This is a genomic window from Methylobacterium mesophilicum, from assembly GCF_022179445.1.
GTDB lineage: Bacteria > Pseudomonadota > Alphaproteobacteria > Rhizobiales > Beijerinckiaceae > Methylobacterium > Methylobacterium mesophilicum.
In genome coordinates this window covers 1-13,290 of sequence record NZ_BPQU01000024.1, presented here as the reverse complement: position 1 = coordinate 13,290, position 13,290 = coordinate 1, and the positions used below count along the sequence as shown (strand labels likewise).

18 protein-coding genes and 1 pseudogene are annotated in these 13,290 nt (G+C 72.1%); 16 read left to right on the top strand and 3 right to left on the bottom strand.

Features of this window, described 5'->3' with window-relative positions; translation table 11 throughout:
• The first annotated feature begins 5 nt into the window (after positions 1 to 5).
• The 16 genes from MFF40_RS20580 (at position 6) to MFF40_RS20505 (ending at position 11,153) form a co-directional block, all read left to right on the top strand.
• Positions 6 to 383, top strand: coding sequence for a response regulator (locus MFF40_RS20580; RefSeq protein WP_238262016.1), 378 nt, complete (start codon positions 6 to 8; stop codon positions 381 to 383).
• Positions 380 to 3,025 carry a chemotaxis protein CheA gene (locus MFF40_RS20575; RefSeq protein ID WP_238262014.1) on the top strand — a complete coding sequence of 882 codons (2,646 nt, stop codon included), beginning with the start codon at positions 380 to 382 and terminating at the stop codon, positions 3,023 to 3,025. Before MFF40_RS20580 ends, MFF40_RS20575 begins: the two co-directional genes overlap by 4 nt.
• Positions 3,025 to 3,300 (top strand): hypothetical protein, encoded by a 276-nt coding sequence (locus MFF40_RS20570; RefSeq protein ID WP_238262012.1) that lies wholly within the window; start codon positions 3,025 to 3,027, stop codon positions 3,298 to 3,300. Before MFF40_RS20575 ends, MFF40_RS20570 begins: the two co-directional genes overlap by 1 nt.
• Positions 3,297 to 4,091, top strand: coding sequence for a ParA family protein (locus tag MFF40_RS20565; RefSeq protein ID WP_238262010.1), 795 nt, complete (start codon positions 3,297 to 3,299; stop codon positions 4,089 to 4,091). Before MFF40_RS20570 ends, MFF40_RS20565 begins: the two co-directional genes overlap by 4 nt.
• Before the next feature lie 6 nt (positions 4,092 to 4,097).
• Entirely contained in the window at positions 4,098 to 4,475 is a 378-nt protein-coding gene (locus tag MFF40_RS20560) for a response regulator (protein WP_210247835.1), read from the top strand.
• A 2-nt stretch (positions 4,476 to 4,477) separates the two neighbouring features.
• Positions 4,478 to 5,725: a methyl-accepting chemotaxis protein gene (locus MFF40_RS20555; protein WP_147897926.1), complete on the top strand. Its 1,248-nt coding sequence runs from the start codon at positions 4,478 to 4,480 to the stop codon at positions 5,723 to 5,725.
• A gap of 95 nt (positions 5,726 to 5,820) precedes the next feature.
• Entirely contained in the window at positions 5,821 to 6,204 is a 384-nt protein-coding gene (locus MFF40_RS20550) for a response regulator (RefSeq protein ID WP_147857644.1), read from the top strand.
• Entirely contained in the window at positions 6,201 to 7,064 is an 864-nt protein-coding gene (locus MFF40_RS20545) for an STAS domain-containing protein (RefSeq protein WP_238262006.1), read from the top strand. The genes MFF40_RS20550 and MFF40_RS20545 overlap by 4 nt, the downstream gene beginning before the upstream one ends.
• Positions 7,064 to 7,453, top strand: a complete 390-nt coding sequence (locus MFF40_RS20540) for an STAS domain-containing protein (RefSeq protein ID WP_238262004.1) — start codon at positions 7,064 to 7,066, stop codon at positions 7,451 to 7,453. The genes MFF40_RS20545 and MFF40_RS20540 overlap by 1 nt, the downstream gene beginning before the upstream one ends.
• Positions 7,454 to 7,475: 22 nt before the next feature.
• Positions 7,476 to 7,886, top strand: coding sequence for an ATP-binding protein (locus MFF40_RS20535; protein ID WP_238262001.1), 411 nt, complete (start codon positions 7,476 to 7,478; stop codon positions 7,884 to 7,886).
• Positions 7,883 to 8,296 (top strand): ATP-binding protein, encoded by a 414-nt coding sequence (locus MFF40_RS20530; protein ID WP_147897924.1) that lies wholly within the window; start codon positions 7,883 to 7,885, stop codon positions 8,294 to 8,296. The genes MFF40_RS20535 and MFF40_RS20530 overlap by 4 nt, the downstream gene beginning before the upstream one ends.
• Positions 8,293 to 8,892, top strand: coding sequence for a SpoIIE family protein phosphatase (locus tag MFF40_RS20525; RefSeq protein WP_147856400.1), 600 nt, complete (start codon positions 8,293 to 8,295; stop codon positions 8,890 to 8,892). The genes MFF40_RS20530 and MFF40_RS20525 overlap by 4 nt, the downstream gene beginning before the upstream one ends.
• 6 nt (positions 8,893 to 8,898) lie before the next feature.
• Positions 8,899 to 9,900 carry a sensor histidine kinase gene (locus MFF40_RS20520; RefSeq protein ID WP_147897923.1) on the top strand — a complete coding sequence of 334 codons (1,002 nt, stop codon included), beginning with the start codon at positions 8,899 to 8,901 and terminating at the stop codon, positions 9,898 to 9,900.
• 159 nt (positions 9,901 to 10,059) lie between these two features.
• On the top strand, positions 10,060 to 10,281 hold the full coding sequence (locus MFF40_RS20515) for a hypothetical protein (protein ID WP_147856402.1): 222 nt from the start codon (positions 10,060 to 10,062) through the stop codon (positions 10,279 to 10,281).
• Positions 10,282 to 10,417: 136 nt separating this feature from the next.
• Positions 10,418 to 10,639 carry a hypothetical protein gene (locus tag MFF40_RS20510; protein ID WP_092038138.1) on the top strand — a complete coding sequence of 74 codons (222 nt, stop codon included), beginning with the start codon at positions 10,418 to 10,420 and terminating at the stop codon, positions 10,637 to 10,639.
• 70 nt (positions 10,640 to 10,709) lie between these two features.
• On the top strand, positions 10,710 to 11,153 hold the full coding sequence (locus MFF40_RS20505; RefSeq protein ID WP_238261999.1) for a hypothetical protein: 444 nt from the start codon (positions 10,710 to 10,712) through the stop codon (positions 11,151 to 11,153).
• 21 nt (positions 11,154 to 11,174) lie between these two features.
• On the opposite strand, the gene MFF40_RS20500 is transcribed toward MFF40_RS20505, so the two are convergent.
• From MFF40_RS20500 to MFF40_RS20490, 3 genes and pseudogenes are all read right to left on the bottom strand, one after another.
• On the bottom strand, positions 11,175 to 12,614 hold the full coding sequence (locus MFF40_RS20500) for a TAXI family TRAP transporter solute-binding subunit (RefSeq protein WP_147897574.1): 1,440 nt from the start codon (positions 12,612 to 12,614) through the stop codon (positions 11,175 to 11,177).
• A 137-nt stretch (positions 12,615 to 12,751) separates the two neighbouring features.
• A complete protein-coding gene (locus MFF40_RS20495; RefSeq protein ID WP_147897575.1) occupies positions 12,752 to 13,135 on the bottom strand; it encodes a CsbD family protein in 384 nt (127 codons plus the stop codon).
• Positions 13,136 to 13,199: 64 nt separating this feature from the next.
• A pseudogene (locus MFF40_RS20490) lies at positions 13,200 to 13,290 on the bottom strand (CsbD family protein); the annotation flags it as partial.

Below are 13,290 nucleotides of genomic sequence, written 5' to 3'. Positions count from 1 at the left end.
CGGGCATGTCCGGGAAACGAATTCTTGTCGTCGAAGACGGCATCACCATGCGGATGTTCTACCAGGACGTGCTCGGCCGGGCCGGGTTCGTGGTCGAGGAGGCCGCCAACGGGGTCGAGGGCCTGGAGAAGGCCCTGCTCGGCGGCTACGACCTGATGATCGTCGACATCAACATGCCCAAGATGGACGGCTACGAGCTGATGTCCCGGATCCGGCGCGAGCCCGCGCTCCAGGCGATCCCGGTGGTCACGATCAGCACCGAGGCCGCGGACTCGGATGCGAACCGGGCCTACGCGGTCGGCGCCAACTTCTACATCGTCAAGCCGGCCGATCCCGTGCTGCTGGTCGAGACCGCGCGCCTGCTGACGGGCGCGCAGGCATGACCAACCCCCTGCTGGCCCGGTTCATCCCGGAGGCGCGCGAGCTGCTGCAGGTCTCGGCCAGCGGCCTGCTGAAGCTGGAGCGGAACCCGACGGACGAGACCGCGATCAACGAGGTGTTCCGGGCGGTCCACACGATCAAGGGCTCGTCCGGCCTGTTCGACGCGATGGCCCTGACCCGGCTGGTCCACGCCGCCGAGGACCTCCTCGGGGAGGTTCGGTCCGACGCGCTGCAGATCGACTCCGCGCTGGTGGACATGCTGCTCGACAGCCTGGACCAGGTCGGCCAGTGGATCGACGAGCTCGAGCGGCGCGCGGCCTTGCCGGCGGATGCCGACGGGGTCGCGCACCGGATGGCCGCGCAGCTGCGCCAGCGCCTGGGATCACAGGACGACGCGGGGGCGCCGGTCGCGGACGCGTGGCAGGAGGCCGATCCGGCGCCCGCGGCGCAGGTCGCGACGGTGCCGCCGGCTTTTCTCGCCCGCCTGCCGGCCGCCGCCTGCCTGGAGGCGTTCCGCCGCGCCTGCGGCGGCCGGGCCGTGCATCTGGTCCGCTACGCGCCGGAGCCGGGCTGCTTCTTCAACGGCACCGATCCCCTGCTGACGATCCAGCAGGTGCCCGACGCGCTCGCCCTCGACATCGCGGCGGCCGAGCCCTGGGGTCCGCTGGAGGATCTCGACCCCTACCAGTGCAACCTGCACTTCGCCCTGCTGAGTACGGCCCCCCGGCCCGAGATCGAGCAGGCGATGCGCTACGAGCTGGACCAGGTCACCATCGCGGCCGTGCGGCCCCGGGACCTGGTGCGGATCGACGGCGCGGCCAGCGACGGTCCGATCTGGGACGATTTCCGCGAGGCGGCGTCGGCGTTCCTCGCCGCCGGGCGCCACGACGACCTGCGCAAGGCCGTGGGGGCGCTGCGCAGCGTCGCCGGGCCGACGCTGTGGCGCCGGCAGGCGCTGGACTGGCTCGACGTCGCCCTGTCGGCGGGAGAGCCCGATGCGGATCTCGTGGCGGCGCTGGTGGCGGCCGCCGGCTCGGGCCGGCTCGATCCGGCTCCGGCCGTTCCCTCGCCGGCCGCGCCGGCGCCCGAGCCGACGCCGGCCGCGCAAGCCGCAGATCCCCGGCGAGACCTCGCCCGCTCGGTCCTGATGAGCCAGCACCGGGCCCTGGAGCGCACCGGCTACGACGCGGATCGCCTCGCCTCGGTCGGCACCGTGGTGGGGAACGTGCTCCTCAGCCTCGGCCGCGACGCCGACCGCGCCGCGATCCAGGCGGCCCTGGAGGCGGCCCGGGAGGCCCGCTCGGTGGCGCCCGTGCTGGACGCCCTCACGGCCGTGCTGGCCGGCGCCCCGCTCCAGCGCACCGAGGCCGCGCCGGACCCTGCCGGGACGCTGCCGCAGACCTTCGCCGAGGAGGCCGCGCCGGTCGCAGCTGCCGCCGGCAAGGAGCCCGAGGGCCGCATCGCCCCAAAATCCCTGAAGGTCGACCAGGCCAAGATCGACCTGCTGATGAACCTGATCGGCGAACTCGTCGTCTCGAAGAACGCCCTGCCGTTCCTCGCCAAGCGGGCGGAGGAGACCTACGCCTCGCGGGAGATGTCCCGCGAGATCAAGGAGCAATACGCGGTCATCGACCGGCTCGCCCAGGAGATGCAGGGCGCGATCATGCAGGTCCGCATGCTGCCGGTGGCCGAGATCTTCGACCGGTTCCCCCGGCTGGTGCGCGACCTCGCGCGCAAGCTCGGCAAGCGGATCGACCTCGCCCTCGAAGGCGAGGACACGGCGGCCGACAAGACCATCATCGAGGCGCTGGGCGACCCCCTGCTGCACATCGTCCGCAACTCCCTCGATCACGGCATCGAATCGCCGGACGAGCGCCGGGCGGCGGGCAAGTCGGCGACGGCCCGGATCCTGCTCAAGGCCCGCCAGGAGGCCGACAGCGTCGTCATCGAGGTCCAGGACAACGGCCGCGGCATCGACCCGGCCCGGATCCGCGCCGCCGCCATCGCCAAGGGCGTGATCGGCCAGGAGGAGGCGGACCGCCTGTCCGACCAGGAGGCGATCAACCTGATCTACCGCCCGGGCTTCTCGACGGCGGCGGAGATCTCGGACCTGTCCGGCCGCGGGGTCGGCATGGACGTGGTGCTGACCACCGTGGAGAAGCTCGGCGGCCAGGTCTCGGTGAGCTCCCGCCTCGGCGAGGGGACGACGACGCGTCTGGCCCTGCCGCTCAGCATGGCGGTCACCCGGATCATGATCGTGGAGGCCGCCGGCAGCCTCTACGGCGTGCCGATGGACATGATCGTCGAGACCGTGCGGGTGCCGCGCGCACACATCCGCAGGATCAAGAAGGCCGAGACCTTCGTGCTGCGCGAGACGATCATCCCGCTGCTGCGCCTGTCGCGCCTGCTGCACCTGCCCGAGCAACAGCAGCAGCAGACCCAGGACGAGGCCGACGCCGCCGTCCTGGTCTGCCACGTCAACGGCCGGCGGGTCGGGCTGATCATCGACAACTTCCGGGAGGGAATGGACGTGATCCTGAAGCCCCTGGAGGGCGTCCTGGCCGGCATCGGCGGCTATGCCGGCACCACGCTGCTGGGGGACGGCCGGGTCCTCCTGGTCCTCGATCTCAGGGAGCTGCTGTGATGGCCATCCGGATCGCCCGCAAGACCGTCCACCTCGAAGGGCACTGCACCGTCGAGGAGGCGCTGCCGCTGCTGGAGGCCCTGCGCAAGCCGGGCCCCCACAAGGTCGTGCTGACCAAGTGCCTCGGGCTCCACGCCGCGATCTTGCAGGTCCTGGCCGCCGCGCGGCCGGCCGCCCTCACGCCGCCCGCCGACCCGGCGCTGGCCGCGCTCGTGATGCCGTTCCTGCAAGGAGCCGCGGAGGCCGCCCCGCCGGCGCACGGGGCGGCCGCTTGACCACGATCCTGGCCATCTCGAACCGGAAGGGCGGCAGCGGCAAGTCGACGACCTCGGTCAACCTGGCCGCGGAATGCGGCGCCCGCGGCCGGCGCACGCTGCTGATCGACCTCGATACGCAGGGCCATGCCGGGCTGGGCTTCGGCATCGTGCCGGAGCGCGACGCGCCGACCGCCCACCACATCTTCACGGATCCGGCTTTCGACCTGCAGGATGCCATCCGGCCCACCGCCTTCGCGGGCGTGTCGGTCGCCCCCGCCGACCAGCTGTTCGACGGCACCACGGCCGTGGACCGCAGCGTCTCGGCCCTGCAGCGCTGCCTGCGCGCGCCGGAGATCGCGGCGCGCTTCGACCTCGTGATCGTCGACACGCCGCCCTCGCTGGACATGATCCTGGTCAACGCCCTGGCGGCGGCCGACGGCGTGCTCGTCCCGATGATCCCGCACGCCCTGTCGGCCGAGGGGGTGCGGCAGCTGGCGCGGCTGTTCTTCCGCATCGCCACCACGGTGAACAGCGACCTGACGGTGGTCGGCCTGCTGCCGGTGATGCTGAACGTGCACACCACCCACCACCGCGAGACGATGCAGGAGATCGCCCGGGAATTCGGGATCGAGCGCGTGCTCACCGGGATCCGGACCGACATCCGACTGGCGGAGGCGTTCGCCGTCCGCAAACCGATCCAGGCCTACGCCCCGTCCAGCCGCGGCGCGGCCGATTACGGCCTGCTGGCCGACGAGCTGGCCGCCTTCTGGCGGCCCGGCGCGGCGCCCGCATCCCACGCAGCACCCTAGGAGACCATGTTGGCCACGACGATCATGATTGTTGACGACTCACCCACGATGCTGATGAGCATCGAGGGCATCCTGAGCAAGGCCGGCCTCGGCGTCGTGAAGGCCGCCAGCGGCGAGCAGGCCCTGGCGACCCTGCAGGCGGGCACCAAGCCGAACCTGCTGATCACCGACCTGAACATGGGGGCGATGAACGGCATCGACCTCATCCGCCGGGTCCGCAAGCTCCCGGGCCTGCAGTTCATCCCGATCCTGATGCTGACCACCGAGTCCCAGCAGGACAAGCGCAACGAGGCCAAGTCGGCGGGCGCCACGGGCTGGATCGTCAAGCCGGTGGATCCCGAAGCCCTGCTCAAGGTGATCCGCCAACTCGTTCCCGGAGCCTGACCATGGCCTGGGCGATGCCGCCGCACGCGATCCGATGGCTCGGCCCGCTCTGCGCCGTGCTGGCCGCCGTGGCGCTCGCCGCCGTCGGCACGGCCGCGTTCGGCCCCGTGCCGGGCGTCGCCGCCATCGCGGCGGTCGGCTTCGCGGCGACCTGGGGAACCAGCTGGGCCGCCGGTCGGGCCGCCGCAGCGGCGGCACGCCCGCCGGCCGGCCCGGAGGCGCCCGGATCCCCGGAGACCATGCCGGCGGAGGCGGTGCCATCCCCGGAGGGTCGGCGGGATGGGCCCGCCGGGCCGGCCGGGGCGGAACCCGCGGAGATCCAGGCCGCCCTGGCCGAGCATCTCGCGGTCTACGACCGGCTGTTCGAACGCGCCGCCACCGACACCGCCTCGGTCACCGTCGAGACCGAGGCCGCCGCCTACGACATCATGACCAGCCTGCGCGAGGTCGACGGCGCGATGACCGAGCTGCTGTCCTTCCTCGACCTGTCCGGCTCCAACGCCCGGGTGATCGAGATCGTCGACCAGACCGACCAGCAGCTCACCGCGAACCGCCAGCTGATCGGCGACTTCCTGGTCCGGCGCGACCAGGACGTGGTGGAGTGCCGGCAGCGGCTCGACGAGCTCGACGTCGCCACCGCGCAGCTGACCCGGGCCACCGACGGCGTGCAGACCATCGCCCGCCAGACCAACCTGCTCGCCCTGAACGCCACGATCGAGGCGGCCCGGGCCGAGAAGGCCGGCGCGGGCTTCGCCGTGGTCGCCAAGGAGGTCAAGGAACTCTCCAACGCCTCGGCCGACACCGCGACCCGGATCGCCCGGGACCTCGCCGCCTTACGCGAATCCATCCGGGAGAACTTCTCCACCCTGGTGACGAACCGGGTCGAAGATGAGCGCGGGGAATTGATGAAGATCGCCGCGGCGATCGCCAGCCTGACCGAGAACATGGAGCGCCTGGTCGCCCATCAGCGCGACACGCTGGTGAAGGTCCAGGACGAGAGCGCCCGCATCGCGCAGCCGATCGTCCGGCTGATCGGCTCGATCCAGTTTCAGGACGTCACGCGGCAGCGTCTTCAGCATCTCGAAGGTATTTTCGCGGCGGCGCGCACGCATCTCCACGCGCTGGATCTATCGAATCCCTTGACGAAATCTTGGCCCGACGTTAAGTCTTTCGCAGATATCGCGCTCTCGGAAGGTCCTTCACCTCCGAAAAGCAACGCGCATGTCACGAACGATATCGAATTGTTTTAGGAATTGGTGACATACGAATATTACTAACGCGCATGCGTCCTTTAATCAGGTCTTCCGATGCGCAACTCCAGCAGACACGTCGGGAGGATTGATCGATGGCATCGATCCTCCTGACGGATGACGTGCCGGTCGTCAGGATGACGGTCCGGCGGTTTCTCGAGCGCGGTCAGCACCGGGTCGAGGAATGCGGCTCCGCCGCCGAGGCGGAGACGCTGCTGAGCGGCCGGCCGTTCGACCTCCTCGTCACCGACCTGTGGATGCCCGGCCGGGACGGCCTGACGCTGATCGGCTGGGTCAAGGCGAACAGGCCCGGCCTGCCGATCATCGCGATCACCGGCGGCGCCCCGCGGGCGCCGCAGCTCTTCTCGATGGAGGAGGCCGCGCGCGTCGGCGCCGACCGCGTGCTCATGAAGCCGGTCGGCATGCAGGAGCTCCTGGCCGCCGTCTCCGCCCTCGCCCCATCGGCCGCCAAGGAATGACCGAACTCATGCACGGCGTCGGACAAATCCTTCTCCAGAACCGGGCGGGCGTGCTGGACGCCTGGCTCGCGCACCTGCGCGACGCCGCCCCGGCGGCCCGGCCGGCCTCGCTGCAGCTGCTCAAGCTCGAACTGGGCACGCTGGTCGAGAAGCTCACGGCCTACTTCCTCGCCAGCGACGGCGAGGGCGCCGGAGCGGCCTTCAGAACCCTCGAGGAACAGGCCGCCACGATCAGCGCGGCCTGCGCCCGGGACGGCCTGACGCCGATGGAGACCGCCACGCTGATCCTGGCGCTGAAGGCGATCGCGGGGGGGCTGCTCAACCGCGAGGCCGGCAACGGGATCACCGAGCCGGACCAGGCGCGCGCCGCCCTGGACGCGGCGGTGGACAAGCTGGCGCTCATCACCTTCGCGACCTTCGTCGAGACCCGCGAGGAGATCATCAAGCGCCAGGGCCGGGCCCTCCTCGACCTGGCGACCCCGGCCCTGCCGATCTGGCGCCACATCATCCTGATGCCGCTCGTCGGCATCATCGACACGCAGCGGGCCCGGCAGGTGATGGAGTGGCTGCTGGAGGCGCTCGCCCGCGAGGAGGCGCATATCGCGATCCTCGACGTGACCGGCGTGCCGCTGATCGACAGCCGCGTCGCCCTGCACCTGACCAAGACCGTCGAGGCCGCGCGCCTGCTCGGCTCCCGGGTGATCGTCACCGGCATCAGTCCGGACGCGGCGCAGACCCTCGTGAAGCTCGACGTGGACCTGTCGAGCATGATCACCCGGGGGACCCTGCGGGCCGGCCTGGCCGAAGCCTTCTGGCTCCTCGGCGAGAACGCCAGGGGCCCGGCCGGGACGATGCTCTGATGCGCGTCCCCATCCTCCGGCTCGGCCGCGTCCTCCTGACCTCCCTGCCGGCCGACCTGACGGACCAGCAGGTGATGGACCTCCAGATCGACGCCCTCGCGCTGATCCAGGCCGGGAAGGCCGACGGTCTCGTCATCGACATCACGGCCGCGGACGTCGTGGATTCCTACATGGCCCGGATCCTGTCGGAGACGGCCAAGATGGTGAAGATCATGGGCGGGGTCGCGGTCCTGGCCGGGATGCAGCCCGCCGTGGCCCTGACCCTGGTGGAGATGGGCCGGGGCATGATCGACATGGAGACCGCCTTCGATCTCGAGGGCGGCGTGGCCAAGGTCGGTCGGTTGATGGCGTCCCGCGGAGGTCGCCATTACGAAGTCCCGGCCGCCTGATCGCGACTGACAGGAGCCGGAGGTGTCCGGCACCGCGACGCGCGCGGTCGTCGACATCCGGGTCCAGGACGACATCCTGCGGGCCCGCCAGGCGAGCCGCGCCGCAGCGGCGGCGATCGGGTTCGGCACCGTCGACCAGACCCGCCTGGCCACGGTCGTCTCCGAACTCACCCGCAACGCCCTGATCTATGCCGGCGGCGGCGCGTGCCGCGTCCTGACCGGCCTCACCGCCCAGGAGCGGAGCATCGTGATCGAGGTCGAGGACCAGGGCCCCGGGATCGCCGACGTCACCGGCGCGATGACGCGCGGATATTCCACCGGGGGCGGCCTCGGGCTCGGCCTCGCCGCCGTGCACAAGCTGATGGACGACATGACGATCGAGACCCGGCCGGGCCACACCCTGGTCCGGACCTGGATGACGAGGCGCCGATGAGTCCGGAGCCGGACGTGGTGACCGTCAGGGTGACCAGCGAGATCGACGCCGCCGAAGCCCGGCAGGAGGCCCGCCGGCTCGCGCTGCGGCACGGCTTCACCACCGTGCGGGCGCACGGCCTGGCGACGGCGGTCTCCGAACTCGCCATGAACCTGGTCCTCCACACGGACCGCGGCGGCCTGATCCGCCTCACCGCGCAGGATGCGACCGGGGCGGCCGTGATCGAGCTGGTCGCCGAGGATGACGGCCCGGGGATCCGCGACCTGGCGCTGGCCATGGAGGACGGCTACTCGACCCGCGGCGGCCTGGGCTGCGGCCTGCCGGGGACGCGCCGCCTGGTCGACGCCTTCGCGATCACGTCGCAGGTCGGGGAAGGGACCCGGATCGTCTGCCTGGTGCGGCGGCCATGAGCGCGCGTCCGCAGCTCCCGACCCCCGTGATCGCCGCGGTGACCCGGACCTATCCCGGCGAGACCGCGTGCGGCGACATGGTCGCCTGGTGGCAGGAGGGGGACGCCACGCTGGCCTGCATCGTCGACGGCCTCGGCCACGGGCCGGACGCCCACCATGCCGCCCGGAGCCTGCTCGCCCTGGTCGAGGGACAGGTGGGCGTCGAGCCGACGCAGCGGCTCGCCACCGCCGACCGGGCCATGCGCCACACCCGCGGCGCCGCGGCGGCCTTGGTGCGGATCGACCCCGCCGCCGGGACCATCACGACGGCGGCGGTCGGCAACATCCAGGGCGCGCTGTTCGCCGAGCGGACGCTCCGGTTCGACGGCATGCCGGGGATCGTCGGGGCTGGCCTGCGCCCGCTCAAGCCCCTCGTCGTGCCGTTCGTCCCCGCCGACATCCTGGTCCTGTGGACCGACGGCCTCCGGCCGGTGGACCTGGAGGCCGATCCGCCGTCCCTGCGCGGCGATCCCGAGCGGCTCGCCGCCGACCTGATGGCCAGCCACGGACGCGCGAGCGACGATTGCGCCGTCCTGTGCGTCGCCTTCCGCGGGTGAGGCCACATGGAAAGCCTGCTGCCGCGCTACACCGAGGGCGTGGCCCGCTACGTCGCCACGGCCGACGAGGCCCCACTCCTCGACATCGAGGAACTCGGCCGCCTGGCGATCACCGACGACATCTCCCTCGACGAGATCGCCGGCCTGCATGAGGGCGCGGCGCTGGCGCTGTCCGACCGGGGCGTGCCGATCAACCGGCCGGAGATCATCCGGCGCATGTCGGCCTGCCTGAGCGCCCTGATGGTCTCGGCGGCGGTGGCCTACCGGACCAAGATCGACCTGCTCGAGCAGCATCGGCAGCAGGAGCGCGACCGGACCGAGCGGGACCGGCAGCGGCTGGAGACGCTCGGCCAGTTCGTCGGCTCGGTGGCGCACGAACTCAACAACCTGCTCCAGCCCGTGCGCGGGATGACCGAGATCATGCTGGCCGACCTGACCGAGGGGCGGCCGCCCGAGCGCGCCGACCTCGAGACCGTCGAGGCCTGCGCGATCCAGGCGGTCGGCGTCATCCAGGGCATCCTGGGCTATGTCCGGCGGGAGACGATCGCACCCCAGAGCCTCGCCTTCGGGGCCGCCGTGGCGACGTCCTGCACCTTCATCCGGCCGATGCTGCGCGAGCCGTTCGCGGTGGTGATCCGGGATCAAGACACCAAGGTCCTGGCCCTCCAGGGCGAGCTGACCCAGATCCTGCTGAACCTGCTCCAGAACGCCGTGCAGGCCGGGGCGAAGGACATGCGGATCGAGGTCGACCGGGTCGGCGGCGACTGGGCCGGCGCCGGAGCGCGGATGCGGCTCCGGGTGACAGACGACGGCCACGGGATGTCGGCCGACGTCGCGGCACGCGCGCTGGACCCGTATTTCACCACCAAGGCGAGCGGCCAGGGCACCGGCCTCGGGCTCGCGATCGTCCGCAGCATGGTGCTCGGCTGGTCGGGCGACCTTCAGCTCCAGTCCGAGCCCGGGCGCGGCACCACCGTCACCCTGCTGCTGCCGGTCGCGGCCGGCTGAGCCGCCCGGGGCGGACGCCGTAAGGCCGCGCCGCGGCTGGACTTTCCGGCATCGATCAACAGCCCTCCACCGCAATCGCAGCCCGGGCCCGCGAAAGAGTTGAACCGCGGCGGTTTCCACGCTTTGTTCGCTATATGTTCTCAACAGGACGGATTGGCGATGCACACGAACCCGCACGAACCGCCCGTGGAGATTCGGCTCAGCGAGGCCGAGGCGATCGCGCTGGCCTATCATCGTGCCGCGCGGGGTGACGCCTGGACCGCCCTGGTCGCCGCGATCACGGACGCCCTGACCGATCTCGGCGAGGCCGAGCGACGGGCGGTTCTCCAGAGCCGGCTGATCTCCCGGGGCTATGCCCGCTGCCGGACGGGGGCCGCCTGAGCGCGCGGTGGTCGGGCCCGGAGGAGACGGCTGACCAAGCCGCAACGGCATCGACGCCTTGCGGCCGAATGCAATTTCTGGTAATATTTCCTTTGTTATGAATATAAACACGGATTCGCCCGTACGGGAGCCGGCCATGGGCGACATCAACGATGAACGGCGCCGCCTGTCGGCGACGTGGCTCAACACCATCGCGTCCGGCGTCGTCTCGGCCGGCTCCTGCGGCTCGCTGCTGGCCTACAGCTTCGGCCCGCGTCCCGGCATCAGCGGGCTTCAGGTGCTCGTGGTCTCGACCTGCGCGCTCGGCCTCGGGGCGACCCTGCACCTCCTGGCCCGCGCGCTCCTGAACAACCGGTGACGGGAGCGCACGGGACAGAGCCGCCGGCAGGTTCTAAGACACCGACGAATCTGTCGATCCGGGACCCATCATGACGCCGGCCGAGCGCGACCGCTTCGAGAAGTGCCTCGCCCTGGCGGGCCGCGGCGCGACCGCGGGCGAGCGGGAGGCGGCGCGGGCCGCCGCCGAGCGGATCGCGGCCGGCGCCGGCCTGACGCTGGCCGAGGCGGCCGCGGCCCTGCGCGGGTCCCAGCCCTCGGCGCCCCGGGAGGCGCCGCACCGGCCGCCGCCCTCTCCGCGGCGGCCCTTCGCGTGGGCGCAGCCGAAGGAGCCGGTCAAGCCGATCACGGTCGAGGAGTTGCGGCGCCAGAAGGCCGAGACGGAAGCATGGAAGAAGCGGGCGGCCGCCTCGGCCGAACTCAAGCGGAAACGGGAACGGGCCGAGCAGGAGGCCTACGCCGACCTTCAGCGCGCCGAGCAGGCCGAGCGCGACCGGGAATGGGCCGCCGCGCGGGCCCGCCGGACCGCGCCCTGAAGCCCGCAATCCCCCGGGGGATCAGGACGTCCCGGGGCCCGAGGCCAAGGTCTGGCAAATGAGGGTTTGGCCTGCGAGGTCGGAGGCGTCGTCCGATTGGCGGCCGGCCGCGAGGGCGCGCTTGACCGTGGAGCGGGCCGCGTCGATCGCGATGGCGGCCGCCGACAGGGTCCTGGCCTCGGTCGGCCGCTCCAGGGCGTGCTTGGCGATGTCGCCGGCGAGGTCGTCGATCTCGCGGGCCAGAGCGGCGAGGCGCTCGGGCTCGGTACGGCCGCTCCCCTCCGTGTCCTGGACCTCCTGCCGGATCGCCAGGAGCCGGTCGGTCGCCTCCTCGATCCGCTCGCGCCGCAGGCGGGACAGGCGCTGCCCGACCCACGCGAAGGCCGATCCGATGCCGCCGCCCAGGAAGGCGACGAGGTAGATCCAGGTCTCGTAGCGCTCGATGAAACTCTGCTGCTCGCGCTCGAAATAGTCGACCGCGCCCGGATGGATCGGCAGCCGCGCGCTGGTGGCCCCGGCCGTGCTCTCGTAGGCGGGAGCCTGGACGTAGTCGGCGGCGGGCGCGACGTTCGCCATGCCGCTGCGCAACTCGAACAGATGCTGGGTCACGTCCGCCGCCACGGAGCGGGGCAGGCTGGAGCGCGCCATCAGCCGGTAGGACGCCCCGACCGTGTGGACGTCCGCCTCGGGCACCTTGGGGCTGCCCCCGAAGGTCTCGGCCGGCATGCTGACCATCTGGAGGCGCGGCATCCGGGCCACGATGGCGTCGGCATTCTCCACGTCCACGAACGCGACCTTGCGGCTGCGGCTCGCCGCCTGGACGCGCTCCACGATGCGCTGCGCCGTCGGGGCCGTGGGGGCGATCACCGAGACGACGGCGTCGACCTGCTTGCCGGTCAGGGCATTGGTGAGGTCGGCCTCGCCGACTTCCACGAGGGCGACCTGCCGAGGCGGCGGCGGTCCCGTGATGTCCCGGCCGGCCAGCGTCAGGCCGTAATGGGCCAGCATCGACCGGATCAGCGTCTCGTCGGCATCCCGGTGGGCGAGGATCGCGAGGCGCTTGCGGTCGAGATCGGGGAACTTGGTGATGCCGGACGCCTCGGGCGAGGCGATGATCATCGCCTGATCGCGCAGGATGGCGAGGGTCAGGCCGTTATCCGGCAGCGCGACGTCGGGGCGGACCACCGCCAGGTCGGCGCGGCCGTCGCGGAGCGCCTCGGCGCTGTCGCGCACGTCGTCGAAGGGCAGGATCTTGAGGCGGATCTCCTTGTGCCGCTTCGCAAGGGCGTCGGCATAGGCCTGGATCACCGCCGGCTCGGTGCCGTCGCTCGGGGCGACCGCGACCGTCAGCACCGTGGCGCGCGAGGCCCAGTAGGCCACCGCGGCGGCGAGCCCGAGCCCGATGGCGAGCGCCAGGAAGACGACCTCCGGGCGCAGGAGAAGCTTTCCGAACCGCCTCATCGGCCGCGCCCTCCCGGGGCCTCAACAGGACGGCGCCCGGCCCCTCGGGGAGGCCGGGCGATGTCAGGGGCCGAGTCTCTCCGAACGCCCAACGGGTGCGGAAGGACGCGTCCCACGTGTCCGGATCGGGCGCGCCGTCAGCGGCCGCGGCGGGTGAGCCAGCCGGCCGCGAAGGCCAGGGCTGCGAGGCCGAGCAGCGTGCTGGTGCGGTTGCCGTCGGCGTAGCGGACCGCCTGGCGGCCGTAGACTTCCCCGCGGCGGCGGGCTTCGCGGGCGAGGTGGCGGCCGTCGTCGATCAGGCCGTCGGCCCGCTCGTAGGCGGCATGCGCCAGGTCGCGGCCGTCCTCGGCGAGATCCTCGGCCCGGTCGCGGGCGCGGCCGTAGGCGTATTGCGCCCCGCCGGCCACCTGGTTCACGGCGCCGCGCACCTGGCGGGCCGGATCGCCGGTGATGCCGCCGAGGGTGGACTGGGCCCGGCCCTTGACGTGGCGGGAGGCGCCACGGATCTGGTCGCGGTTCATGCTGCTCTCCTGGTTTCGCGGTTGATCGGGGCGGGACCGGGCTGGCCGGCCCCGCCGCCCGGGCTCAGTGCTTGCCGGTGATCTTGTCGGCGAGGGTCTCGGCGCCGTCCTTGGCGTCGCCGACGGTCTTCTGCGCTTCGCCCTTGAGCTCCTGG